Source organism: Hoeflea sp. IMCC20628 (genome assembly GCF_001011155.1).
Taxonomy (GTDB): Bacteria; Pseudomonadota; Alphaproteobacteria; order Rhizobiales; family Rhizobiaceae; genus Hoeflea.
Genome location: NZ_CP011479.1, coordinates 2,973,588 through 2,997,245, shown reverse-complemented (window position 1 = coordinate 2,997,245; position 23,658 = coordinate 2,973,588). Strand labels below are relative to the sequence as shown.

Genomic DNA, 23,658 nt, shown 5'->3' with positions numbered 1-23,658 from the left:
CCAGACCGAATTTGCATTAATGGGGACTGCCGGGTGGGTGAAGTGGACAACATCGTGGGCGATGAGGCGCTGGCTTTGGCATGCGAGCGGGTCCAGCGTGACCCCAATCCTGCCTTCGTAAAGGATTCCGAACTTCGGTATGTCGCGGTCAACGCGTCCTATGCGGAGCTTTGGGATTGTCCGCCTGAATCTCTTGTCGGCCAACAGAGCCATCAGCACTTTGATTCCGTCGAACAGAATGACCGCGATGAGAAAGAACGCCGCAGCCTGGTATTCGGCAAAGACCAGGCGGCGTTGTTTGCACATCCGCTGAAGGGTGGCCGTTACCGGATACGTATCCAGCGACAGCGCCAAACCAGCGGCAAGACATTCATCGTCGGCCATTTTGAACCAATTGCCGGGGTCCGATTTGAAACCCGGCAAATACTCGAGACGGGTCCGGTGACTGCGCAGGCGAAGAGCCAGGACAATGTTTGTCACGGACCGGAAACCGTCACGCAAGGCTTCGACAAGGTTATGTCGGCAGCGGCTAAAGCGGCAGGTCGCCCCATTGGCAAGCCGGATCTGGATGAAACTGCGATTGCCAAGATCGGTCACCATTTTGATACCGCCGGACAATCAACGGTCACGCAAACGCCGGATCTGCAACAGCAGGCCCTTAACTCCGTTGATGCCGCCAATCAGGAGGCCGACACTTCACTTCTGAACCGGTTCAACGAGATTTTCGACTGCCTCGACGTCGGCATCGTGCTCTACGATCCGAATGATGTGCTGCTTTACGTCAACCCGGCAATGGATTCGATAACCGCGCCGGATTACATGATGCCGGTCGGGAAGACGCTGCGGTCAATCCTGGAATTGACGTGCCACATCAGTGCCGAAGATGATCCGGAAGCCCGCCTGGCCTGGGTGGAAAAGCGCCTTGCGGCGCATCGTGATTATGGCAAGGCCACTGTCGAACAACTCAAGAACGGCCGGTGGCTTCGCATTGTCAATCGGAGGCTCGATGAGGGCTACCTGCTTGGCCTGCGTGTCGACGTTACCGAACTCAAGGAGCGGGAATTTGCTCTGAAGACCCAGGCTTCAGAAAATGAAATGTTCCGGGCAATCCTCGATGAAATGCCGGTTTCGAGCTTCGTGAAGGATGAGGATTTCCGCTACACCTATGTCAATCGGGCCCATGGTGACTTGACCGGTCTTTCGCGCGCAGATGTGGTCGGCAAGGACGATTTTACCCTGTTTGGTGAACAGGGGCAGGCGTTGCGGGACGTTGACACACGGGTCATGAGCGGACGCGAAATTATTGAGAGCGAGGTGGAACTCACCCGCTCCGATGGCGAGCTTCTTGTGCTGATCGACAGGAAGGTTGGAATTACCGATCCGGCCGGCCGGAAACATCTGCTGGGCACGACGCTTGATGTCAGTGAGATCAAACGCCGGGAAGACGAGATATTCGAGACCCGCCGGCTTGCGGAATTGAACCGTTCGGATCTCGAAAGCGTGATCGACGCCATGCATATGGGCGTGGTGGTCGTTGATAAGAACGACAAGATCGAGTTGGTCAACGACGCGTTTTTCAGGATCTGGAGAATCAAGGCGAAAGACTCCTACATCGGCGCCGCTTTCCGGGAACTGATGGACGTCAATCGGCACAAAGGCGTTTATGATGTCGCGGATGAGGATTTCGACGCCTATGTCGAAACCAGGCTTGAAGAAATCCGCCGGGGATATGTTGAGCCGCGAGAATTTCGACGTGCAGACGGAAGGACCGTCATCTATTCGGTCCGTGCCCTGTCCGAAGGCAAGCGTATGGTGTCGTACTTTGACATCAGCGAGCTCAAGCAGCGTGAGCATGAGCTCGATCTTGTCCGGTCAGAGATCGAACACGCCAGTGAATTGCTGCGCGGCGCGACCAGTGCCATGGCGCAAGGCCTTTTGGTCACCCACGACGAACGCATCGAATTCTTCAATGCGGCTTTCATTGATATGCTTGATGTCCCTGTTGAAGTGGTGGAACCGGGGAAGACCATGGAGGGCTATCTTGATTTCTGCCAGTCACGTGGTGACTACGGTACTGAAGAAAAAGCCTCGATCACCCGCTCCAATATCAAGGCAGGTCACAAGAGCATTGTAGCTCATACGCTTGAACGTCAGGTAGCTGGTGGTCGGTGGGCCAGGATTGATGCCAATCCAGCAGCAAATGACCGGATGATCATCACCTACACCGATATCACCGATGCCAAGATGCGTGAGGCTGAACTCAAGGACCTTCTGGAAAAGGCAAAGATGGCCGATCGGGCCAAGTCGGAGTTTCTCGCAAATATGAGCCACGAAATCCGAACCCCGATGAATGGGGTTCTCGGAATGGCGGAACTGCTGTCGCGGTCCGAACTTGATACCCGTCAACGTACCTTTACCGACATCATCGTCAAATCCGGCAATGCACTGCTGACCATCATCAATGATATTCTGGATTTCTCCAAAATTGACGCTGGCCAGTTGGTGCTCGATGCGGCGCCATTTGATTTGCGTGAAACAGTCGAAGATGTGGCGACCCTGATCTCCAGCCGTGCCGCCGACAAGGATATTGAGCTGATTGTGCGTATTGATCCCGAGTTGCCGGCGCGAGTTATCGGTGACATGGGCCGGATACGCCAGATCATCACCAATCTTGCCGGCAATGCCATTAAATTCACGGAAGCAGGGCATGTTCTGATTGAAGTGACAGGATCGGTGAACGCCGCCGGTCTGCTAGACCTGAAGCTGCAGGTGAAAGACACCGGGATCGGAATTCCGCAGGAGAAGCTTGAAGCGGTGTTCGACAAATTCTCTCAGGTCGATAACTCCTCGACCCGCCGTCACGAAGGAACCGGGCTGGGGCTGGCGATTACCTCGCGGCTGGTGAGCTTGATGGACGGCCAAGTTCGCGCGGAAAGCGCGCCGGATGAAGGCTCGGTGTTCACCGTTGAAATCAGCATGTCGCTAGATCACGACGCCGCACCTGTCCGCAGTGCGCCTATTGATGTCTCCGGAGCCAGAATTCTCGTCATTGATGACAATCCCGTCAACCGCGCCATCCTCAAAGAGCAGCTCAGCGCCTGGGGATTTGATGCGTGTGCCGCGGTATCGGGTTCCGAAGGTCTCGATGTTCTCGAGGCGGCTAACCGGTTCGGCGTGCCCGTCGATGCGATCATCCTCGATTATCACATGCCCGATATGGACGGGGTGATGACGGCGCGTGCCATCCGAAAGGCCCACGGCCTCGACAAACCATCCATCATCATGCTGACGTCAATGGACATCAAGTCATCCGATGCGGACATTCGACAGGGTCTGGTGCAATCAACATTGATGAAACCTGCCCGCTCCTCCTTGTTGCTACAAACAATTGTCGAGGTTCTTCAGGCTGCCGCGCAGTCTTCGGGCGAAACACGCAATCAACAGTCTGGGCCTTACCCGCGCCCGATCAAGCCAACTCTTGTTCCGCTAGCAGCGCTGGACAATCCGAAGCTGGAGGTTGCTTCGGCTGCGCCTGACAGCAACAGCCAATCGCCCGGGCCAGCCTCGCCACACAGCAAAATTGACCTGCTTGTCGCCGAAGACAATGAAGTCAATCAGATCGTGTTCACCCAGATTCTTGATGGTCTTGGCGTGCGTTACAAGATTGCAGAAGATGGCGGCAGAGCCTTCGACATGTGGAAGAGTCTCCGTCCGGCCCTGGTGTTGATGGATGTTTCAATGCCGGTCATGAACGGGCACCAGGCGACAGAGGCAATACGAAAAGCGGAAACCGCGGACCCTTCACTTGGCCGCACGCCGGTCGTGGGCGTGACAGCCCATGCCTTGACCGGTGACAAGGAGCGCTGCCTGGAAGCAGGCATGGACGATTACATGTCCAAGCCGATCAGCCCGGAGAAGCTCGAAGCCAAGATACGCGAATGGTTGCCCGAGGAAATCGCCGCGCGCATCACTGTGGGCTGACGGCAAGCCCGGCGAGGCGGCCTGCACTCATATCGCGCTTGTCTGCGTGCCCCGGGCGCTTTTCCACCACGAAACCCGCAGCCTTCAAATTCCGCCGCACCCATCCGGCCGCCGAATAGGTGGCGAATGTACCGCCTTGTGCGGTTCGCTCGGCCACCCTGCACATCAAGTCTGCTGACCACATGTCCGGATTGCGCGAAGGCGAAAAACCATCGAGGTACCAGGCGTCAGCCAGAACACTGGCAGTGCCAAGTTGCTGCAGAGCAGGGCCCGCGTAAACGTGCAGTCTGAGCTGTTTTCCGTCATTTTCAAAGTCTGCCTTGATGTCGCCCGTCGGCTGGTCGGGCCACACGTCGATCAACCGTGATGTTTTGTCACTCAGATCCGGCCAGGCCGACAGCGCGCGCAACATGTCCGCCCGCAGAAGCGGCCTCAATTCGAACGAATGGAACTCCAGTTGTGCGCCCTCCGGCGCCGCTTTTTCCCAGGCCGACCAGGTTTCGATGAAGTTGAGGCCGGTGCCGAAACCGAGTTCGCCGACGACGAAGATCTGCTTGCTGGCAAATCGCTGAGGCAGGTCGTTTCCTCCCAGAAAGACATGACGGCATTCGGCCCTGCCATCTGCGCGGGAATAATAAAAGTCGCCAAATTCCTCGGAATAGGGCATATCGCCTTCCATCCAGGAAAGCGGTCTGGGTTGCGAGCTGTCCTCGTTATCCGGGTCATGGGGGTCAATCATGGGTATTGCCGATAGCGGCGTGGTGCACGGCGGTCAAGCCGCTCCGGATCTGTTTATCACGGGGGCCGGCGTGGCTGGCCTGTGGCTGACGGTGAAAGCGGCGCGCGCCGGCCTGTCGGTCATGCTGGTTGAACGAGGCAATCCTGGCGGCGGCGCCAGCGGCGGGTTTCTCGGCGCGCTGATGCCGCACAGTCCCGAGCGCTGGAACGGCAAGAAGGATTTCCAGTTCCGCGCCCTGATGGATCTCGAAGACGAAATTGCACGGCTGGAAGCCGAAACCGGCGCCTATTGCGGCTATCGCCGCGTTGGCCGCTTGTTGCCATTGTCTACCGAGCGGGCGCGGGCTGCTGCGCTGGGGCAGATCGATGAAGCACGCGTCAATTGGGGCGGCCGCTTCAACTATGAGGTGAACCACACCGCCGAGGTAGAAAACTGGCCCGACATACTGGCTGCCCCGCGCGGGGTTGTTCATGAGACGCTGTCAGCAAGAATTTCCCCTCCCGGTTTGCTCGGTGCGCTGTTGTCCAGTCTTGCCGTGATGCCGAACATCGACCTGCGATTGGGCACAAGTGTCGTGGATGTGAGCCCTGACGATCATACGGCCCGATTGTCGGATGGGTCTACCGTCAGCTATGGCCATATCGCTCTGGCCAACGGGGTTGATGCGTTTCCGCTGATTGCGCGTGCCGCCGGACTACCAGCGCACGCGCTGGGCAGTGGCGTCAAAGGGCAGGCGGCACTTCTGGACGCCAAGGCATCGCCCGACCTGCCGCTGGTCTATGACGACGGCGTCTATGTGATCGCGCATGAAAATGGTCATGTCGCCATTGGATCGACCAGCGAACGGGATTTCGATGATCCCGTCAGCACAGACGAGAGTCTCGACGAAATTATCAAGCGCGCCCGCAGGCTGTGTCCGGTGATCAAGCACGCGCCGGTGATCCGCCGTTGGGCCGGTGTGCGCCCGCGCGCCATCGGCGGCGATCCGATGCTTGGGCCTGTGCCCGGCGCGCCCGGCGTTCTGGCGATGGCCGGCGGCTTCAAGATCAGCTTCGGAATTGCCCATCGAATGGCCGACGTCCTCGTCGCAGAAATCACCGGATCGGAGCGGCCAGAGACACCGATGAGTTTCTCCGTCGAGTATCACGCCGCCAAAGCGTCTGGCAAAAGCTCAACCGGTTGATTTCACTGCAACTGCTTGCGGTTTTTCTTCGAAGTCCGGGCCTCGACATTTGAAGTGAGGCTGGTACCGTTCGTATTGAATTGAAACGGACAGATACATGAGCACACCATCCTATCCCCGCGACATGATTGGCTATGGCCGCACCACGCCGGACCCGCAATGGCCGTCAGGCGCGCATTGTGCGGTCCAGTTCGTGGTCAACTACGAAGAAGGCGGTGAAAGCTGCGTTCTTGATGGTGATGCGGCGTCGGAAAACCTGCTCTCCGAGATCGTTGGTTCGCAGGCCTGGCCGGGGCAGCGCAACACCAACATGGAATCGCTCTATGAATATGGCTCACGCTCGGGCTTCTGGCGGCTCTGGCGTATGTTTACCGAGCGCAACATGCCGGTCACGGTCTACGGTGTGGCAATTGCCATGCAGCGTAATCTGGAAGCTGTTGCCGCCATGAAGGAAGCTGGCTGGGAAATCGCCAGTCACGGACTACGCTGGCTCGAATACAAGGATTTTTCCGAAGCCGAAGAGCGTCGCCACATTGCCGAATGCGTTCGTATCCACACCGAAGTAACCGGCTCGCGCCCGCTCGGCATCTACCAGGGAAAGCCGTCAGTCAACACATTGCGACTGGTCATGGAGGAGGGCGGTTTTGTCTATTCAGCCGATTCCTACGCTGATGAACTGCCCTATTGGGTCGAGGGGCCAAATGGCCCGCACCTGATCGTGCCCTATACGCTTGATGCCAACGACATGCGCTTTGCCACGCCGCAGGGGTTCAATTCAGGCGACCAGTTCTTCACCTATCTCAAGGACAGCTTTGATGTTCTGATGGCCGAAGGTGCTGCGGGCAGCCCGAAAATGATGTCGATCGGCCTGCATTGCCGCTTGGCCGGCCGACCCGGCCGTGCCGCAGCCCTGGCGCGGTTCCTTGATTATGTCGCGTCGCACGACAAGGCCTGGGTGACGCGCCGTATCGACATCGCCAATCACTGGCATGCGCACCACCATCCGGGGAAGACATGATGGACCGTGATCATTTCATCGAGCAGTTTGGCGGCGTGTTCGAGCATTCACCCTGGATTGCCGAACGCGCTTTCGACAATGGCCGGATTGTAGAGCCACATGCAGCCGAGGCGGTGCATCAGGCACTGTGCGTCGAGTTCCGCAAAGCCAGTCACGGCGAGCGCATGGGCGTGTTGCGCGCCCACCCGGATCTGGCCGGAAAACTGGCGATTTCCGGAGATCTGACCGAGGAGTCCAAATCCGAGCAGGCGGGCGCTGGACTTGATCGCCTCAGTGCTGATGAACATGCCCGTTTCACCGAGCTCAACACACGCTACATGCGCGATTTCGGCTTCCCGTTCATCATCGCGGTCAAGGGACACACCAAGGACAGTATTCTGGCAGCCTTCGAAACCCGGGTCGGCAATAATCCCGAAACCGAGTTTGAAACCGCCTGTGAGCAGGTCGAGCGGATCGCCGGTTTCCGAGTGGCAGCACTGCTGATGGAAGAATGAGCCCGATGCAAAAGCTTGAGATAGAACCGCTGGCCGCCGAGGCCTTTGCGCCATTTGGCAAGGTGCTGGATACAGGTTCTGCAGAAATCCGCATGATCAATGGCGGCACCACAGAGCGGTTTCATGCGCTGGCCATGGCCGATACCGAAACCGAAGGCGGCCGCACCATCCTGTCGTTGTTTCGGGGCCAACCGCGCAATTTCCCCTATGCGATCGACATGATGGAGCGTCATCCGCTGGGCAGCCAGGCCTTCTTTCCGCTCACACCGCGTCCCTGGATTGCGGTGGTGGCACCTGATGCCAATGGACGTCCCGGACAACCCCGCGCCTTTGCCGTTCCGGCCGATATCGGAATTCAGTATGCCCGCAATGTCTGGCATCACCCGCTGATTGCGGTCGGCGAGCCGAGTGATTTTCTGGTGATGGACCGCGAAGGCGACGGCAGCAATCTTGAAGAAATCAGCTATGATCAGGCTTATGTGATCACCGAACCAAACTGACCAAGGAGACGCCCATGTCCGCTCAACCGCTTGGCACCGGACGCCTGACTACCCATGTGCTCGACACCGCTCGCGGCTGCCCGGCAGCTGGAATGGTGATCGAACTGATGCGGATCGAAGGCCTTGATCATCATCTGGTCAAGACTGTTCGCACCAATGACGATGGCCGGGTCGATGCCCCGCTGCTGTCTGGTTCCGAACTTGCCAAAGGTGTTTATGAACTGGTGTTTCATGCTGGTGACTATCTGCGCTACGCGGGCGACCCGTTGCCCGATCCTGCGTTTCTTGACGCAATCCCGATCCGCTTCGGCGTCGCCGACACCAACGCCCATTATCACGTGCCGCTGCTGATCTCTGCCTACAGCTACTCGACCTATCGCGGCAGCTGACGCTGCGGGCGAAGCCCGGTTTGTCTTTAAGGGGAAGTGGAGCTGTCTTCGGGAGGAGGTGTCCGGAGCAATTTACCGGAGCAGAAAAAGCGAAAGCCGCGTGGCAGTACATCCGTGCTCACGCGACTTATAAGTGATCTTCGAAAAGACCACTGCTGATACACAGCTTGCAGGAACAGTGTTAACGAATAGTTAAGACAGAATTGTGACGGTGTGAGCTATTTGGCGCTAGACCGCTTCACCGGCAATATAAACCTGCCGCACCGAGCGGTCATCGCCCAGGGTTTGCAGTACAAACAACTCCTCTTCCAGCGTCCGGACCGTCTCCATTCTGATCTGCATGGCTGGCGTCGCACTGGCATCAAGCGCGATGATGTCGGCGTCGGTTCCCGGCTCCAGCGTTCCGATCCTGTCAACCAACCCGAGAGCCTCGGCATTGCCGCGGGTGGTTTGCCAAAAATTTTCGATCGGTGGCAGGCGATGGCCACGCAACTGCTGGATCTTGTAGGCCTCGTCGAGCGTCCGAAGCATTGAGTAGCTTGAACCGCCGCCGATATCGGTGGCAGTCGCAGTGCGTATTCCGTGTTCCTTGATCCGCTTGAGATCGAACAGGCCCGAGCCCAAAAACAGGTTCGACGTCGGGCAATGCACTGCCACGGAGCCGGCCTCCGCGATTGCGTCCATCTCCCGGTCAGACAAATGAATCGCGTGGCCGAGCAGCATCCTGCGCGTCAGCAGGCCGTACTGTGCATAGATATCGGTATAATCCCGGGCGTCCGGATAGAGCTCCAGCGTATAGGCAATCTCGGCATTGTTTTCCGACAGATGCGTCTGGATCAGCAGGTCCGGATGTTCGCGCGCCAGAGTGCCTGCGGCTTCAAGCTGTTCAGGCGTTGATGTGATGGCAAAGCGCGGCGTGATTGCCACGTGATTGCGGCCCTTGCCATGCCAGTCCGCGATCACCGCCTTGGTGTCGTCATAGCTCGACTGGGGCGTGTCGGTGAGTGCCGCCGGGGCATTGCGGTCCATCATCACCTTGCCGCCGACCATCAAGAGGTTGCGCCGGCTGGCTTCTGCGAAATAGGCGTCCGCCGAACGCTTGTGCACCGAACAATAGGCCGCAGCCGTGGTGGTGCCGTTGCGCAGCAATTCATCGAAGAACAATGTTGCAAAGCGAGCCGAGTGTGCCGCGTCTGCGAAACGTTGTTCCTCGACAAAGGTGTAGGTGTTGAGCCATTCCAGCAGGTTTGCCGCGTAGCTCGCCGTCACCTGCATCTGCGGGAAATGAATATGCGGATCGATGAACCCGGCCATCAACAGACAGGGTCGGTGGTCGATGATCTCGATACCGTCGGGTGCCATGGCCAAAACAGCGCCATAGGCACCGGATGCCGAGATCCGACCGTTCTCCACCAGAACCGCGCCGTCTTCCTCGAAGACATAGCTGGCATGGTCGTCCCGCGCTTGCGGCCTCGTTTTGAAGCTGAGCGTGCGTCCGCGCAGAAGTCTGGCTGTCATGGATTGGTCTCGCTGGCGACTGCGGATTCATACCAGGCCACAAACAGTGCCCGCTCTTCCGGTTCGACAAAGGTGACGTTGCCCGGCGGCATGGCATGGCTGCGTCCGGCCTGAATGTAGATGTCGCGCGCATGGCGGGCGATGTCGGAGGCAGTCTCGAGCCGCACGTCTTTCGGCGCACGGGCAATGCCGTCCCAGAACGGCTCCGCTGCATGGCACATCGAGCAGCGCCCCATGATGGTTTCGCTGACCGCTTCAAAATGGGCATTGTCAACAAACCGCTGATGGATCGGCGCCAGCGAGGCTTCCTCGATCACCTCATCGGTGCGCGGCAGGCTCGACAGCCAGATGATGGCGACAAACAGCGCCACCGTGGCGGCCCATGTCCAGTGCGGCTTGCCCTTGCGCGCATGGATCGTATTGAACCAATGGCGGATGGTGACACCCATCAGGAACACCAGCGCTGCAATCAGCCAGTTCCACTGCGTTGCAAATGCCAGCGGATAGTGGTTGGACAGCATCAGGAAGATCACCGGCAGGGTGAGATAATTGTTGTGCAGCGAGCGCTGCTTGGCGATCCGGCCATATTTGGGATCCGGCGTCCGTCCCGCCTTGAGGTCGGCCACAACAATTTTCTGGTTCGGAATGATGATCATTGCCACATTGGCGGTCATGATCGTTGCGGTAAAGGCGCCCAGATGCAGCAGCGCAGCCCGTCCGGTAAACACTTGCGTATACCCCCAGGCCATCACCACCAGCACCGCAAACAGCACCAGCATCAGCCCGGTGGTGTTTGCCCCGATCGGCGATTTGCAGAGCAGATCGTAGACGATCCAGCCGAACACGATCGAGGCCACGGAAATGGCGATCGCCACGGGGGCCGTGACATCAAGCACGTTGGCGTCAATCAGATAGAGTTCGGCACCGGCGTAATACACCACCCACAGCATGGCGAAGCCCGATAACCACGTGACATAGCTTTCCCATTTGAACCAGGTCAGGTGCTCGGGCAGATTTGGCGGCGCCACCAGGTATTTCTGGATATGATAAAATCCGCCGCCATGCACCTGCCATTCTTCACCGAAAGCGCCTTCCGGCAGACCGGGCCGCTGAACCAGGCCAAGATCGAGTGCGATGAAGTAAAACGATGAGCCGATCCAGGCGATGGCGGTGATCACATGCAGCCAGCGGACGGCAAAGCTGAGCCATTCCCACAAAACAGGATAGTCGTACATCGGTGCCCCTCGCATATTGGTGTCGATTTGTTTTGCAGTGCACATGATGCGCAATGCCGGCCGGAATGGAAAGCCCGGTTTAGCTCTGCTGGGAATTTATCAGTTGCAGGATTTTCCTGATAATAGGACTGATTGTCTGGTGAAGCAGGGAGGTTTGTCCGTTGTTTCGTTTTCCACACCTGCTGTCACAAAACTGTTTTCAATTGCGCGGTAGACGCTGTGAGGTTACGTTTCCCTTTCGGGTTACGTTCGTTTTCACGCGTTTCCCATCAAGGGAGGAAGTTCACATGAAAAAGTTTATCGCCGCCGGCGTTGTCGCCGCACTCATGTCGGGCGTTGCACCTGCAAGTGCCGCCACGCAGATCGATTTCTGGCATGCAATGACCGGACGTCTCGGGGAACTGCTCGACGAGCAGGTTTCGAAATTCAACGCATCCCAGAGCGACTACACCGTGGTCGCCACCAACAAGGGCAACTATTCGGAAACGCTCAACGCCGGCATCGCCGCGTTCCGCGCAGGCGAACAGCCCGACGTTCTTCAGGTTTTCGAAGTCGGCACCGCCACGATGATGGGAGCCAAGGGCGCCATCAAGCCGGTCTATGAAGTCATGGCCGAATCAGGCCTGCCATTCGATCAATCGGTCTATCTCGCCGCTGTTGCTGGTTACTACACCACCACTGAAGGCCAGATGCTGTCTCTGCCCTACAATTCCTCGACCCCTGTGCTTTATGTCAACAAGGACGCGCTGAAGGCCGCCGGTCTGGATCCGGAAATGGATCTGTCGACCTGGGAGATGGTCGGAACCGCTCTCGACGCGCTCAAGGAATCGGGCAACAAATGTCCGCTGACCACCGCCTGGCAGAGCTGGGTTCATCTCGAAAACCTGTCCGCCTATCACAACGTTCCTTTCGCTTCGAAAGAGAACGGTTTTGCCGGTGTTGATACGGAGCTGAGCCTCAATGGTGATGTTCAGGTCAAGCACATCGAAACGCTTGGGCAGTGGGCCAAGGATGGCAAGTTCATCTATTCAGGCCGTCGCAACGAAGGCGGTGCCCCGTTCCGCGCCGGTGAATGCGCGCTGTTCACCGAATCATCGGCTGGCTATGCCGGCGTGAAGAACGAAGCCGCTTTCGACTTCGCCATCCGGCCTCTGCCGTACTGGAGCGATGTTGAAGGCGCGCCGCAAAACACCATTATCGGTGGTGCGTCGCTGTGGGCGATGGAGGGCCAGACAGCGGAAGAGTACAAGGGCGTCGCGGCGTTCTTCAACTTCCTCTCGAGCTCCGACATCCAGGCCAAATGGCATCAGGACACCGGTTACCTGCCGATCACCATGGCAGCCTACGAAGCAACCAAGGCTTCCGGTTATTATGAAGAAAACCCCGGCACCGACATTGCCATCATCCAGATGACCGGCAAGGCCCCGACCGCCAATTCCAAGGGAATTCGTCTGGGTAACTTCGACCAGATCCGCGGCGTCATCGATGAAGAACTCGAAGGTGTATGGAACGGGTCGAAATCCGCCAAGGATGCGCTGGATTCGGCTGCTGCCCGTGGCGATGAACTGCTTCGTCGCTTCGAGCAGGCAAACCGCTAACATTGTAGATCCGGCGGGGCTTTTCGAGGCTCCGCCGGTTTTCTCTTCCCGGTTGGTGATCCATGGAAAAACGCGTCGTATTTAACAACCGCTGGCTGCCCTATCTGCTGGTCGCCCCGCAGTTGCTTGTCACATTCGTGTTTTTCTTCTGGCCGGCCGGACAGGCGATCTATCAATCCGCCTTCATCCCCGATCCCTTCGGTCTCAAGACCCAGTTCGTCGGACTTGGCAATTTCGAATATCTCTTCGGCAACCGCTACTATCGCGAATCTTTCCTCACCACGGCGGTGTTCTCGGTGCTGGTGACAGTGTCCTCGATGTCGTTCGCGCTGTGGCTCGCGGTGCTGGCCGACCGGGTCATCAAGGGATCAAGCGCCTACCGGACCCTGCTGATCTGGCCCTATGCGGTCGCCCCGGCGATTGCCGGCGTGCTCTGGCTGTTCATGTTCAATCCGTTTACCGGCATCATCGCCTGGATGCTGTTCCAGGTCGGCTATGTCTGGAACCACAATCTCGATGGTGGCCAGGCCATGGCGCTGGTGGTGGCAGCCTCGGCCTGGAAGCAGATCAGCTACAATTTCCTGTTCTTCCTCGCCGGTCTGCAGGCGATCCCCAAAAGCGTCATTGAGGCGGCGGCGATTGACGGCGCCAGCTTCGCCCGCCGGTTCTGGACCATCATCTTTCCGCTGCTGTCGCCGACCACGTTCTTCCTGCTGGTGGTCAATGTCATCTATGCCTTCTTTGACACTTTCGGCGTGATCCACACCATCACGCAAGGAGGACCGCAGCAGTCGACCACGATCCTTGTCTACAAGGTCTTCGCCGATGGCTTCGTCGGTCAGGATTTGGGTTCCTCGGCGGCGCAATCGGTGGTGCTCTTGGTGCTGGTCGGAATCCTGACGGTGGTCCAGTTCCGCTTCATTGAACGACGGGTGCACTACTGATGAGCGGCATGGTCGAAAAACGGGGGCTCGGAACCTGGCTCACCCATGCCGGACTGATTGTCGGCATTGCGGTGATCTGCTTCCCGATCTGGATAGCCTTTGTCGCCTCGACGGTGACCCAGGAAGAACTGATCCGGCCACCGATGCCGCTGCTGCCGGGGCCGCATTTTTTTGACAACTATCTCGAGGCGCTGATGACAGGCGGCGTGGCGCCGGTGTGGCAAATGCTGCTCAACTCGCTGGTGATGGCGCTTGGCATCACCATCGGCAAGATCATCATCTCTCTGCTGTCGGCCTATGCCATCGTCTATTTCAAGTTCCGCTTCCGGATGTTGTTCTTCTGGCTGATTTTCATGACGCTGATGCTGCCGGTCGAGGTCCGCATCGTGCCGACCTACGAAGTGGTGGCAAGCCTGGGGCTGCTCAACAGCTACACCGGTCTGATCCTGCCTCTGATCGCCTCGGCGACTGCCACATTCCTATTCCGGCAGTTGTTCATGACCATTCCCGATGAGCTGACCGAAGCTGCCCGCGTTGACGGCGCCGGTCCGATCCGCTTCTTCTTTGATATCCTGCTGCCGATGTCGCGCACCAACATCGCAGCTCTATTCGTCATCCTGTTCATCTATGGCTGGAACCAGTATCTCTGGCCATTGCTGATCACCACCGACCCGTCGATGAACACCGTCATCATGGGCATCAAGCAGATGCTGCCGACAGGCGATCAGACCGTCGAATGGCCGGTGATCATGGCAACCGCCATGCTGGCGATGCTGCCGCCGGTGCTGGTGGTGGTCGGCATGCAAAAACTCTTCGTCAAGGGTTTGGTCGAAAGCGAGAAATGAGTTCAAATGGCTGAAATCAAACTTGAAGCGATCAAGAAAAGCTATGGTCGCACCGAGGTCATCCACGGTATCGATGCCGAAATCAAGGACGGCGAATTCATCGTGATCGTCGGGCCATCGGGCTGTGGCAAGTCAACGCTGTTGCGTATGGTCGCGGGTCTCGAAACCATCACCTCGGGTAACATCAGCATTGGCGATCGCGTCGTCAACGATCTGGAGCCGCGCGAGCGCGACATTGCCATGGTGTTCCAGAACTATGCACTCTATCCGCATATGAGCGTCTTCGACAACATGGCCTATGGCCTCAAGATCGCCAATGTGCCGAAGGCCGAGATCCTGTCGCGGGTCAATGAAGCTGCTCGGATGCTCGAACTTGAACCTTATCTCGAGCGCAAGCCGCGGCAACTCTCCGGCGGCCAGCGCCAGCGCGTCGCCATGGGCCGCGCCATTGTCCGCAAACCGGCTGTTTTCCTGTTTGACGAACCGCTCTCCAATCTTGACGCCAAGCTGCGCGTGCAGATGCGTCTGGAGATCAAGGCTCTGCAACGCAAGCTTGGCGTGACGGCAATGTATGTCACCCACGACCAGGTCGAGGCGATGACGCTGGCTGACCGGATGATCGTCATGAACGCCGGTGTCGCCGAACAGGTCGGCGCGCCACTCGAGGTCTACGCCAATCCGGCGACGCTGTTTGTCGCCGGCTTCATCGGCTCACCGCCGATGAATGTTATCAGCCACGACATCCGGCCGGGCGCCGGTCCGCTCGATCCCGGTGCGGTGATCGGGATCAGGCCCGAGCACATCGACCTGGTCGCCCCCGGCGCAGGACTGATCGATTTCGATGTCGCGTTCTGCGAGCCGCTGGGAGCAGAAACGCTGGTCCACGGCGTCACTGCTGCAGGTGACAAGCTGGTGGTGCGCATTGATGGCGAGATCAAGTTGCCAGCAGATGGAACGCGCATCGGCTTGGCCATCGATCCCAAACGCATCCTTGCTTTTGACGCATCTGGCCGCCGCACCGAAAACTGAGCGCGTTCCGGCTGTTTACGATTGGCGAAACAGGGGTTGCGCCCTCTGCAACATTCCTCAATCCATATGTGCTGTGGCAGGCGCTGCCGCTGGCGCAGCTTTCGGCTTGCGTAACAGCATTGCCAGCGGAATGGCGAACAGCGTCACCATCATCATCAGCTTGAAGTCATTGTTGTAGGAAATCATCAGCGCCTGCTGGTTCACAAGACCATCAAGGACTTGCAGCGTTGTCGGATCGGTCGCAAATCCCGGTAACAGATCCTGCAGCACCGGATTGAACGGGTTGATGAAGACGCTGAGCTCTTCATGATTGATCTGGACGCTGCGTGTCAGATACAGCGTGACCACCGAGATGCCGATTGATGAGCCCAGATTTCGGACCAGGCTGAACAGGCTGGCGGCATCAGTGCGGAACCGAACCTCGAGTGTGGCAAATGCGACAGTCGAAAGCGGCACGAACACCAGGCCTAGACCAAGCCCTTGTATGATGCCGGTCGAGATCACCGGCCAACTGTCCATCTGAGGTGAAAATCCGGTCATCATGTAAAGCGAGGCCGAGGTCAGCAACAACCCGGCAATCACCAGATAGCGGGCATCAATCATGCGCACCAGACGGCCGACAATCAGCATGGAAATCATCGTTCCCACACCGCGCGGCGCCATCACCAGCCCGGTGGTGATGGTCGAGTAGCCAAACACGCGCGACAACATCGGCGGCAGCAACGCCAGGCTGGCCAGAAGTACGATTCCGACAATGAAAATCAGCACCAGGCCGGTGACAAAATTTCGGTCAGCGAAGATCTTCGGATCGACAAAAGGCTCCTTCGCCGTTGCCAGATGCACCGTGAACACCCAGATGCCGGTGATCGCCAGCGCAAGTTCGATCCATATTTCCCAGGCTGAAAACCAGTCGACTTCGCCGCCGCGATCAAGCATCAACTGCAAGGCACCGACACCGAGCGACAGCATGGCGAAACCGAAGAAGTCGAAGCGCCGCACCCGTTTTGCAATTTCCGGCAGGTAAGCAGCGCAGCCCATGAAGGCGATGATGCCGACCGGCAGGTTGATGAAGAAAACCCAGCGCCAGTTTAGTGTGTCGGTCAGCCAACCACCCAGGGTCGGTCCGATAATCGGGCCAACCATGATGCCGGCACCCCAGATAGCCATCGCCTGTCCGTGGCGTTCCTTCGGGTTGATGTCGAGCAGGAAGGTCTGTGACAGCGGCACGATGGCCGCACCAAACACACCCTGCAGAAGCCGGAAAAATACCATGATTTCCAGGCTTGGGGCCATGCCGCAGGCCATCGAGGTGGCGGTGAAGCCGACAATGGTGATCAGGAACAATTGCCGCCGACCAATCCTGTCGGCAAGCCAGCCGGTGACCGGCGTCATGATCGCGGCAGCCACGATATAGGACGTCAGAACCCAGGTGATGGTGTCTTGCGAGGCGTCGAGATCGCCGGTCATCGACGGCAAAGCCACATTGGCAATCGTCGTGTCGAGCACCTGCATGATGGTCGCAAGCATGATCGAGACAGTGATCAGGCCCCGATGTGGCACATTATGCCCGGGTTCGTCGGTCGTGCTCATTGATTTTGCTTTCCCGGCGGCGGGTTATTCGGCGGCTCTGGCGCTGCTGAACAAATCGCCGAAATTGCGGCTCGCGCCGGTGTCGACTGTCACAGTAGCGCTCAGACCGGTGCGCGCAAGAATCTCGGCTTCAGGATTGTCGAGAATGATCCGCACCGGAATTCGTTGTGTGACCTTGACCCAGTTGCCGGTGGCGTTCTGCGCCGGCAGCAGCGAAAACTCCGCACCGGTGCCTGCGCCGATGGAGTCCACGCGCGCCTTGAAGGTGCGGTCGGGATAAAGGTCAAACACCACTTCAGCCGCTTGATCCGGCTTCATGTTCGCCAGTTGCGGTTCCTTGAAATTGGCGTCGATCCAGGGCTCGGTGGTTTCGACAATGGAAAACAGCGACGCCCCTGGCGTCACATACTCGCCCGGCCGGAAGGAGGCTGCTTGATAGACCAGGCCGTCGGCAGGTGCATACACTGTCGCGACTGCGAGATTGTAAGCTGCCTTGTCGCGGGCGGCCAGGGCGGCGACCACCATAGGGTGGGCATCAATCTCGCCATCGAGGCTGTTGGCAAGAGCAACCTGCGCGGTGGAAACTGCCTGCTTGGCGGCAATCAGTTCCTGATTGGCCTTTTGCGCGGCGTGGCGGGCATCATCCAGAGAGGAGGTGGTCGACACTCCCTTGGCGGCCAGGGATTTCTGCCGGTTGAGCGTATCCTGGAAATAGGAGGCGTCATCGGCCGCGATCTGCTCCTGGGTCAAGGCCTGACTGTATGCGGCCTTGAGCTCGATGACGTTGAGACGGGCGCTTTCAACCGCCGCATTTGCCTGATTGAGCGCAATCTGCAGCGGCTCGGGATCAACCTGGAACAGCACGTCGCCCTGTTTGACTTTGCCGTTTTCGGTCACATTGACACTGACGACGCGTCCAGAAATCTCGCTGGCGATGGTGATCCGTGCCAGCCGCATATTGGCGTTCTCGGTCTCTTCAAACCGGCCGCCATGAATCCAGGCATAGGCACCGGCGCCAATCAACAGGCACGGCACAACCAGCATCAGCACGTTGCGTCGGGTTTTGGAGGTCTTTTTCTCCGGAGAAGCTGCGTCTGCGGAGGTTGCGGTCTGTTGTGCTTGGGAGGTCATTGCTGTGCCTGCTTGTTATCGGCGGGGTATGCCGTCTGTGTTTCATCGGAGGACAGGTTTTCCACCACGGTGGCAAGCGCCGAGACCAGCGCCTGCTTTTGATCTTCATCAAGGCCAGCCATGGCTTCCTCGTAGACATCGCCCGCCACGGCCTTGATGGCGGAATAGGCGGCCAGGCTCTTGTCTGTCGGAACCACCAGCTTGACCCGGCGATCGGTCTCATGGGCGCAGCGCCTGACCCAGCCGCCTTGCTCCATGCGGTCGATCAGACGGGAGACGCTGATCGGCTCGATTTCCATCAGTTCCGCCAGTCGTGCCTGGGTGGCTTTCTGTTCGCGAACCACCCGCACCAGCAGTCTCCACTGGGCCGACGACAAGCCATGCTCCTGACCGCGCCATTCGAATTGCTTGCGCATCAGCCGTGCCGCGTCGTGGACCAGGAATCCGAATTGATCGATGTTCACTTTTTTCATAAGCGTCATATATTATAAGCATGCTTAGTAAGCAAGAATCCTGTCTGACACTTTTCTGTGTTCGCCCTTGTCTGCTCCGCCTGTTGATTGTCGTCCACGAACCATCTTGCGCCGCATCGGACCCGTTGATGCCGAACCGCAAATGTGACAACGCTTCTCGTTCAATCGGTTGACGCTGAAGGCATCCATGGACAATCCAGATTTCATAATCATCGGCGCCGGTTCGTCCGGTTGCGTTATGGCCGAGCGGCTGTCCGCCTCGGGTCGCCAGAAGGTGCTGGTGCTGGAAGCCGGCGGCGATGACCGCCGCTTTTTCGTCCAGATGCCGCTCGGTTACGGCAAGACCTTCTTCGATCCCAAGGTGAACTGGATGTACCGCGCCGAACCCGATCCGGGCCTGGCCGGAAATGTCGATCACTGGCCGCGCGGCCGGGTGCTGGGCGGTTCATCCTCGATCAACGCCATGGTCTGGGTGCGTGGGCACCGTGCTGATTTTGATGATTGGCGCGACGCGGGCAATCCCGGCTGGGGCGCCGACGAGATGTTTGCCGCCTTCCGCGATGTCGAGTGTGCGGTCGTCGGCGATGACGCCATCAGGGGCCGCAACGGGCCGCTCAATCTGTTCGTGCCGGACAAGACCACGCATCCGTTGACCCGAAAATGGTTCGAAGCATGCCAGGCCGTCCGATTGCCGCTGAACCCGGATTTCAACGGCGAAAGCCAGGAGGGCGTCGGCCAGTTCGAGTTCACCATTCACAAGGGGCGGCGGCTGTCGGCGGCACGGGCTTTCCTTCGTCCGGCAATGTCGCGACCCAATCTGCGGGTGATCACCGGCGCACAGGTGACCGGCCTGACCTTCGAAGGCACCCGTGTGACCGGAGTCACCTACAGGCGCCGCGGCAGAATCGAAACAGTAGCAGCCGGGCGCGAAGTCATCCTCAGCGGCGGTTCGGTCAACTCGCCGCAACTGCTGCAGTTCTCGGGGATCGGTGCGGCGGATCATCTCAAACATCTTGGCATCCAGATCCGCGTCGACAATCCCAATGTCGGGCGCAATCTCGAAGACCATATCGGCATCAACTACACGTTCCGCGCCAATTGCCCGACCATCAATCAGCAACTCGGGTCCTGGTGGGGCAAGCTGTCGGCGGGAATGCACTATCTGATGCTGCGCGACGGGCCATTGTCGGTCAGCCTCAATCAGGCTGGCGGCTTTATCCGTACCTCGCCGGAGCTGAACCGTCCCAACATGCAGCTTTATTTCCAGGCGTTTTCGACAGTCATCCCGCGCCCCGGCGAACGTCCTATCCTAAGTCCTGACCCATGGCCGGGCTTTTCCATCGGCTGGTCCAATTGCCGACCCAAAAGCCGCGGCGAAATCATGATCCGCTCCGCCGATCCGTTCGAAGCGCCCCGCATCAGCCCCAATGCGCTCTCTCATGATGATGATGTGGCCGAGATGCTGGCCACCGGCAAGATCGTCCGCGAAATGGCAGCCAGCAGTCCGCTCGCCGAATGTATCGAGGCTGAAATTCTGCCCGGTCCGGATATCACCAGTGATGCGGCGATGATCGACGATATCCGTCGCAGATCCGGAACGGTCTATCACCCGGTTGCCACCTGCCGCATGGGGCCGGATCCGGTAACCTCGGTGGTCGATGCGCGCTTGCGGGTGCACGGAGTCGAAGGCCTGCGTGTGGTGGATTGCTCGATCTTCCCCAACATCGTCACCGGCAACACCAATGCCGCAGCCATCGCCACGGCTTGGCGGGCGTCAGATCTGGTGCTTCAGGACAATGCCTGACGGTTGGCCTGGCGCCAATCGCCAAGCGCTGCAATGACGTCTGCCGCAACCGTGGCGGCGATCACCTCCGGACGCTTGTCGGCAATCTTGCGGCCAATAGGGCAGACCAGCTTTGCAAGCCTGGCCTTGTCGCCGCCTTCGCGCACATATTGATGCGCGAATGTTGCGCGCTTCGTATCCGAGCCGATCATGCCGACCTGAGCCAGATCATCACGCGCCAGAGCAGCCGAGACAATCAGGAAATCCAGTGCGTGGTCATGGGTCAGCACGACAATCGCGCTGCCCGGTGCCAGGCCTGCAACCAGACCCTCGGGCAGGGCGGTCAGATGTCGCTCCGCACCGTCAGGTGTCATTTGCAATTCGTCCGCCCGGGTCTCGACCACATGCACCTTCACCGGCAACAGCAGCAGCGCCTTTGCCAGCGCCCGGCCGACATGGCCGCCGCCGAACAGCCAGACTTCCTGATCGCCTGCATCCTCTGTTTGCACTACCGTTTCGATCTCGCCGAAACGGGCAGGGGGAATAATCTCGAAGGACAGCGTCACATGCCCGCCGCAGCATTGCCCGATGGCGGGCCCAAGAGGCAGCGCCATCGGCGCGGCGTCTGCACCGGCCAGCACTTCGCGGCCGCGGTCGATGGCTTCCAGTTCCAGCCGTCCGCCGCCAATGGTGCCGAAGGCTGCGGCTTTGGAAACCAGCATCCAGGCGTCGATGTCGCGCGGCGTCGAGCCCTTGGCATCGACAACCCGGACGAGCACAAATCCCGCCTCACTGGCTTTCGCCGAAAAGTCGCGATAGCTGCCAAGCCGCGCCATCAGGCGTCGTCTCCGTCCTCTCCGGACGCATAGGCTTCTGCGACCAGCGCTTTCAATCGTTCCACCGCCATCAGAACCCGCTCGGGCGTCGCCGGTGCATCAAGCTGTGGCGACACCTGATAATCGGCGATGGAGGCAACGGCCATGCCGAGCGCTTCGAGCACCGAGATCGGCAGCATGAACGGCGGTTCGCCGACGGCTTTTGAGCGCCGGATCGTCGGCTCCCGGTTTTCAGCCCAGTCAGCCAGCTTCACATTGAAGATCTTTGGCCGGTCCGAGGCGAGCGGGATCTTGTAGGTCGAGGGCGCATGGGTCCGAAGTCGGCCCTTGTCGTCCCACCACAGTTCTTCCGTGGTCAGCCAGCCCATGCCCTGCACGAAGGCGCCTTCGATCTGGCCGATATCAAGCGCCGGGTTGAGCGATTTTCCCGCGTCATGCAGCACATCGACCCGGTCGACCTGGTATTCGCCGGTCAGCGTGTCGACAGAGACTTCCGACACGGCTGCGCCATAGGCGAAATAGTAGAATGGCCGGCCCTTGCCGCTGGCGCGATCCCAGTGAATGTCCGGCGTCTTGTAGAACCCGGCGGCGGAAAGCTGGACCCGCTCCTGATAGGCAAGCTTGATGAAATCGCCGAATGGCATCAGCTCGTTGCCGACCCGCACATGATTGGGCTCAAACGCCACCTGGTCTTCCGGAATGTTGAATTTTTCCGCGGCGAAGGCCACCAGCCTTGTCTTGATCTGCTGCGCCGCATTGGCCGCCGCCATGCCGTTGAGATCGGTGCCTGACGACGCCGCAGTCGCCGAGGTGTTGGGCACCTTGCCGGTGGTTGTGGCGGTGATGCGGATAGTGTCGAGGTCGACCTGGAATTCTTCGGCCAGAACCTGCGCCACCTTGGTGTTGAGCCCCTGGCCCATCTCGGTGCCGCCATGGTTGAGATGGATCGAGCCGTCCTGATAGACATGCACCAGCGCGCCGGCCTGATTGTACCAGGTGGCGGTAAACGAGATGCCGAATTTCACCGGCGTCAGCGCGATGCCGCGGCGGACCACCGGGCTGGTTTCATTGAACGCGATGATCTCGGCGCGGCGCGCCTGATAGTCCGACGAGGTCTCGAGTTCCTCGACAACGCGGGCGATGATGTTGTCCTTGACCGTCTGGTGATAGGGCGTGATGTCACGCCCCGGCCCGCCATAGAAATTGGCCTTGCGGATTTCCAGCGGATCGCGGCCCAGCGCATAGGCGATCTCCTCGATGACCCGTTCGCCACCGAGCATGCCCTGCGGCCCACCAAAGCCGCGGAACGCGGTGTTGGAGACCGTGTTGGTCATCATCGGTTTGGAAACCAGCCGCACATCCTGATAAAAATAGCAGTTGTCCGCATGAAACAGCGCCCGGTCCGTCACCGGCCCCGACAGATCCGACGAGAAGCCGCAGCGGGCGGCAAATGTCGCGTCGAGTGCATGAATGACGCCGCTCTCGTCATAGCCAACATCATAATCGACGACGAAATCATGCCGCTTGCCGGTGATGATCATGTCATCGTCGCGGTCGGGCCGGATCTTCACCGCACGGTTGAGTTTCTTGGCCGCGATCGCCGCGATTGCCGCGAACTGGTTGGACTGGGTTTCCTTGCCGCCAAAGCCGCCACCCATGCGCCGCACCTGCACTGTGACCGCGTTCGACACCGTGCCAAGCGCATGCGCCACCATGTGCTGCACTTCGCTCGGATGCTGCGTTGACGACCAGACGGAGACCTCGTCATCTTCGCCCGGAATTGCCATCGCGATATGGCCTTCGAGATAGAAATGATCCTGGCCGCCAATGCGCATCTCGCCCGAAAGCCGCATCGGAGCGGCGGCAAGACCGGCTTCAATATCGCCGCGCTCCAGCTTCAAAGGATCGGTGACCAGCGGATAATCGGCGTCGATGGCTGCGCGCACATCGGTGACATGCGGCAGGTCTTCATAGCTGAAGATGGCCTGTTTGGCGGCCCGGCGGGCTTTTTCGCGTGTTTCGGCAATGACGGCAAACACCGGCTGGCCATGAAACAGCACCGTATCGGTCGCCAGCACCGGCTCGTCGTCGCGTCCCGACGGCGAAATGTCATTGCTGCCCGGCACATCCGCAGCCGTCAGCACGGCGATGACGCCGTCAGCGGCGCGTACCGCATCGAGATCAAGCGATGTGATTTTCGCGTGGGCCCGGTCCGACAAGCCAAGATAGCCATGCAGCGTGCCGGCCGGTTCGGGCATGTCGTCAATGTAATCGGCACTGCCGGTCACATGCTTGTGGGCGGAATCATGCTGGCGCGTCACATGGGCGCCACCGGAAATTTCGGTTTTGCTGCGAGGCGAGGGTGCGTCCAT

At 59.2% G+C, this 23,658-nt stretch carries 19 protein-coding genes; 11 read left to right on the top strand and 8 right to left on the bottom strand.

Annotated elements, in window-relative coordinates; genetic code table 11:
* Positions 1–33: 33 nt before the first annotated feature.
* Positions 34–3,981, top strand: coding sequence for a PAS-domain containing protein (locus IMCC20628_RS14255; protein WP_052766436.1), 3,948 nt, complete (start codon positions 34–36; stop codon positions 3,979–3,981).
* On the opposite strand, the gene mnmD is transcribed toward IMCC20628_RS14255, so the two are convergent.
* On the bottom strand, positions 3,968–4,720 hold the full coding sequence (gene mnmD, locus IMCC20628_RS14250; RefSeq protein ID WP_047030764.1) for a tRNA (5-methylaminomethyl-2-thiouridine)(34)-methyltransferase MnmD: 753 nt from the start codon (positions 4,718–4,720) through the stop codon (positions 3,968–3,970). The two genes, IMCC20628_RS14255 and mnmD, sit on opposite strands and share 14 nt — an antisense overlap.
* Between mnmD and IMCC20628_RS14245 the strand changes: the two genes are divergently transcribed.
* The 5 genes from IMCC20628_RS14245 to uraH all read left to right on the top strand — a co-directional run bounded on the left by IMCC20628_RS14245 (position 4,719) and on the right by uraH (position 8,304).
* A complete protein-coding gene (locus IMCC20628_RS14245; RefSeq protein ID WP_047030763.1) occupies positions 4,719–5,903 on the top strand; it encodes an FAD-dependent oxidoreductase in 1,185 nt (394 codons plus the stop codon). The genes mnmD and IMCC20628_RS14245 overlap by 2 nt on opposite strands.
* Before the next feature lie 97 nt (positions 5,904–6,000).
* Complete coding sequence (gene puuE / locus IMCC20628_RS14240) at positions 6,001–6,921, top strand: allantoinase PuuE (RefSeq protein ID WP_047030762.1); 921 nt, start codon at positions 6,001–6,003, stop codon at positions 6,919–6,921.
* Entirely contained in the window at positions 6,918–7,415 is a 498-nt protein-coding gene (gene uraD / locus IMCC20628_RS14235) for a 2-oxo-4-hydroxy-4-carboxy-5-ureidoimidazoline decarboxylase (RefSeq protein WP_047030761.1), read from the top strand. The genes puuE and uraD overlap by 4 nt, the downstream gene beginning before the upstream one ends.
* Positions 7,412–7,915, top strand: coding sequence for an ureidoglycolate lyase (locus tag IMCC20628_RS14230; RefSeq protein WP_047030760.1), 504 nt, complete (start codon positions 7,412–7,414; stop codon positions 7,913–7,915). Before uraD ends, IMCC20628_RS14230 begins: the two co-directional genes overlap by 4 nt.
* A 14-nt stretch (positions 7,916–7,929) precedes the next feature.
* Positions 7,930–8,304, top strand: coding sequence for a hydroxyisourate hydrolase (uraH, locus tag IMCC20628_RS14225; RefSeq protein WP_047030759.1), 375 nt, complete (start codon positions 7,930–7,932; stop codon positions 8,302–8,304).
* A gap of 228 nt (positions 8,305–8,532) precedes the next feature.
* Here uraH and guaD read toward each other — a convergent pair whose 3' ends face one another.
* Both guaD and IMCC20628_RS14215 read right to left on the bottom strand, forming a co-directional pair.
* Positions 8,533–9,822 (bottom strand): guanine deaminase, encoded by a 1,290-nt coding sequence (gene guaD, locus IMCC20628_RS14220; RefSeq protein ID WP_047030758.1) that lies wholly within the window; start codon positions 9,820–9,822, stop codon positions 8,533–8,535.
* Positions 9,819–11,057, bottom strand: coding sequence for a urate hydroxylase PuuD (locus tag IMCC20628_RS14215; protein WP_047030757.1), 1,239 nt, complete (start codon positions 11,055–11,057; stop codon positions 9,819–9,821). Before IMCC20628_RS14215 ends, guaD begins: the two co-directional genes overlap by 4 nt.
* Positions 11,058–11,344: 287 nt before the next feature.
* Between IMCC20628_RS14215 and ugpB the strand changes: the two genes are divergently transcribed.
* From ugpB to IMCC20628_RS14195, 4 genes are all read left to right on the top strand, one after another.
* Positions 11,345–12,655 (top strand): sn-glycerol-3-phosphate ABC transporter substrate-binding protein UgpB, encoded by a 1,311-nt coding sequence (ugpB, locus tag IMCC20628_RS14210; protein ID WP_047030756.1) that lies wholly within the window; start codon positions 11,345–11,347, stop codon positions 12,653–12,655.
* Between the two features lie 62 nt (positions 12,656–12,717).
* Positions 12,718–13,599, top strand: a complete 882-nt coding sequence (gene ugpA, locus IMCC20628_RS14205; protein WP_047030755.1) for a sn-glycerol-3-phosphate ABC transporter permease UgpA — start codon at positions 12,718–12,720, stop codon at positions 13,597–13,599.
* A gap of 8 nt (positions 13,600–13,607) precedes the next feature.
* On the top strand, positions 13,608–14,444 hold the full coding sequence (ugpE, locus tag IMCC20628_RS14200; RefSeq protein ID WP_047032595.1) for a sn-glycerol-3-phosphate ABC transporter permease UgpE: 837 nt from the start codon (positions 13,608–13,610) through the stop codon (positions 14,442–14,444).
* 6 nt (positions 14,445–14,450) lie between these two features.
* Positions 14,451–15,473 carry a sn-glycerol-3-phosphate import ATP-binding protein UgpC gene (locus tag IMCC20628_RS14195; protein WP_047030754.1) on the top strand — a complete coding sequence of 341 codons (1,023 nt, stop codon included), beginning with the start codon at positions 14,451–14,453 and terminating at the stop codon, positions 15,471–15,473.
* 57 nt (positions 15,474–15,530) lie between these two features.
* Here the strand turns inward: IMCC20628_RS14195 and IMCC20628_RS14190 are convergent, their stop codons facing one another.
* Genes IMCC20628_RS14190 through IMCC20628_RS14180 form a run of 3 tightly spaced genes read right to left on the bottom strand, consistent with a single transcriptional unit; the run spans position 15,531 to position 18,667 of the window.
* On the bottom strand, positions 15,531–17,063 hold the full coding sequence (locus tag IMCC20628_RS14190; RefSeq protein ID WP_047030753.1) for a DHA2 family efflux MFS transporter permease subunit: 1,533 nt from the start codon (positions 17,061–17,063) through the stop codon (positions 15,531–15,533).
* A 24-nt stretch (positions 17,064–17,087) separates the two neighbouring features.
* Positions 17,088–18,194, bottom strand: a complete 1,107-nt coding sequence (locus tag IMCC20628_RS14185; RefSeq protein WP_047030752.1) for an HlyD family secretion protein — start codon at positions 18,192–18,194, stop codon at positions 17,088–17,090.
* A complete protein-coding gene (locus IMCC20628_RS14180) occupies positions 18,191–18,667 on the bottom strand; it encodes a MarR family transcriptional regulator (RefSeq protein ID WP_047032594.1) in 477 nt (158 codons plus the stop codon). The genes IMCC20628_RS14185 and IMCC20628_RS14180 overlap by 4 nt, the downstream gene beginning before the upstream one ends.
* 187 nt (positions 18,668–18,854) lie before the next feature.
* On the opposite strand from IMCC20628_RS14180, the gene IMCC20628_RS14175 reads away from it, so the two are divergent.
* Entirely contained in the window at positions 18,855–20,471 is a 1,617-nt protein-coding gene (locus tag IMCC20628_RS14175; RefSeq protein WP_047030751.1) for a GMC family oxidoreductase N-terminal domain-containing protein, read from the top strand.
* Here IMCC20628_RS14175 and xdhC read toward each other — a convergent pair.
* Together xdhC and xdhB are read right to left on the bottom strand one after the other, a co-directional pair.
* Entirely contained in the window at positions 20,456–21,286 is an 831-nt protein-coding gene (xdhC, locus tag IMCC20628_RS14170; RefSeq protein ID WP_047030750.1) for a xanthine dehydrogenase accessory protein XdhC, read from the bottom strand. The genes IMCC20628_RS14175 and xdhC overlap by 16 nt on opposite strands.
* Positions 21,286–23,658 carry a xanthine dehydrogenase molybdopterin binding subunit gene (gene xdhB / locus IMCC20628_RS14165; protein ID WP_047030749.1) on the bottom strand — a complete coding sequence of 791 codons (2,373 nt, stop codon included), beginning with the start codon at positions 23,656–23,658 and terminating at the stop codon, positions 21,286–21,288. The genes xdhC and xdhB overlap by 1 nt, the downstream gene beginning before the upstream one ends.

What these genes read in the sequence shown, in the direction of transcription:
- IMCC20628_RS14245 (WP_047030763.1), top strand. Translation starts at nt 4,719, where the DNA reads ATGGGTATTGCCGATAGCGGCGTGGTGCACGGCGGTCAAGCCGCTCCG.
- mnmD (WP_047030764.1), bottom strand. Translation starts at nt 4,720, where the DNA reads ATGATTGACCCCCATGACCCGGATAACGAGGACAGCTCGCAACCCAGA.
- puuE (WP_047030762.1), top strand. Translation starts at nt 6,001, where the DNA reads ATGAGCACACCATCCTATCCCCGCGACATGATTGGCTATGGCCGCACC.
- uraD (WP_047030761.1), top strand. Translation starts at nt 6,918, where the DNA reads ATGATGGACCGTGATCATTTCATCGAGCAGTTTGGCGGCGTGTTCGAG.
- IMCC20628_RS14230 (WP_047030760.1), top strand. Translation starts at nt 7,412, where the DNA reads ATGAGCCCGATGCAAAAGCTTGAGATAGAACCGCTGGCCGCCGAGGCC.
- uraH (WP_047030759.1), top strand. Translation starts at nt 7,930, where the DNA reads ATGTCCGCTCAACCGCTTGGCACCGGACGCCTGACTACCCATGTGCTC.
- guaD (WP_047030758.1), bottom strand. Translation starts at nt 9,822, where the DNA reads ATGACAGCCAGACTTCTGCGCGGACGCACGCTCAGCTTCAAAACGAGG.
- IMCC20628_RS14215 (WP_047030757.1), bottom strand. Translation starts at nt 11,057, where the DNA reads ATGTACGACTATCCTGTTTTGTGGGAATGGCTCAGCTTTGCCGTCCGC.
- ugpB (WP_047030756.1), top strand. Translation starts at nt 11,345, where the DNA reads ATGAAAAAGTTTATCGCCGCCGGCGTTGTCGCCGCACTCATGTCGGGC.
- ugpA (WP_047030755.1), top strand. Translation starts at nt 12,718, where the DNA reads ATGGAAAAACGCGTCGTATTTAACAACCGCTGGCTGCCCTATCTGCTG.
- ugpE (WP_047032595.1), top strand. Translation starts at nt 13,608, where the DNA reads ATGGTCGAAAAACGGGGGCTCGGAACCTGGCTCACCCATGCCGGACTG.
- IMCC20628_RS14195 (WP_047030754.1), top strand. Translation starts at nt 14,451, where the DNA reads ATGGCTGAAATCAAACTTGAAGCGATCAAGAAAAGCTATGGTCGCACC.
- IMCC20628_RS14190 (WP_047030753.1), bottom strand. Translation starts at nt 17,063, where the DNA reads ATGAGCACGACCGACGAACCCGGGCATAATGTGCCACATCGGGGCCTG.
- IMCC20628_RS14185 (WP_047030752.1), bottom strand. Translation starts at nt 18,194, where the DNA reads ATGACCTCCCAAGCACAACAGACCGCAACCTCCGCAGACGCAGCTTCT.
- IMCC20628_RS14180 (WP_047032594.1), bottom strand. Translation starts at nt 18,667, where the DNA reads ATGAAAAAAGTGAACATCGATCAATTCGGATTCCTGGTCCACGACGCG.
- IMCC20628_RS14175 (WP_047030751.1), top strand. Translation starts at nt 18,855, where the DNA reads ATGGACAATCCAGATTTCATAATCATCGGCGCCGGTTCGTCCGGTTGC.
- xdhC (WP_047030750.1), bottom strand. Translation starts at nt 21,286, where the DNA reads ATGGCGCGGCTTGGCAGCTATCGCGACTTTTCGGCGAAAGCCAGTGAG.
- xdhB (WP_047030749.1), bottom strand. Translation starts at nt 23,658, where the DNA reads ATGGACGCACCCTCGCCTCGCAGCAAAACCGAAATTTCCGGTGGCGCC.